Genomic DNA, 359 nt, shown 5'->3' with positions numbered 1-359 from the left:
TTGAGAACTGCACAGTGGACGCGAGCATCTGTGGCCAAGTTTTTAAGGGCGCACGGTGGATGCCTTGGCACCAGGAACCGATGAAGGACGTGGGAGGCCGCGATAGGCCCCGGGGAGCTGTCAACCGAGCTGTGATCCGGGGGTGTCCGAATGGGGAAACCCGGCAGTCGTCATGGGCTGTCACCCATACCTGAACACATAGGGTATGTGGAGGGAACGCGGGGAAGTGAAACATCTCAGTACCCGCAGGAAGAGAAAACAACCGTGATTCCGGGAGTAGTGGCGAGCGAAACTGGATGAGGCTAAACCGTATGTGTGTGATACCCGGCAGGGGTTGCGCATGCGGGGTTGTGGGAGTG

The 359-nt window shown here is 58.8% G+C and carries 1 rRNA gene; it reads left to right on the top strand.

Annotation, left to right across the window (positions count from 1 at the left end):
* Positions 1-32 precede the first annotated feature (32 nt).
* Positions 33-359: ribosomal RNA gene (locus VT50_RS27170) — 23S ribosomal RNA — on the top strand; the annotation flags it as partial.

Origin of the sequence: Streptomyces antioxidans (assembly GCF_000968685.2) — a bacterium.
In the GTDB taxonomy this organism is placed as follows: Bacteria; Actinomycetota; Actinomycetes; order Streptomycetales; family Streptomycetaceae; genus Streptomyces; species Streptomyces antioxidans.
This window is presented reverse-complemented; position numbering and strand designations above follow the sequence as displayed.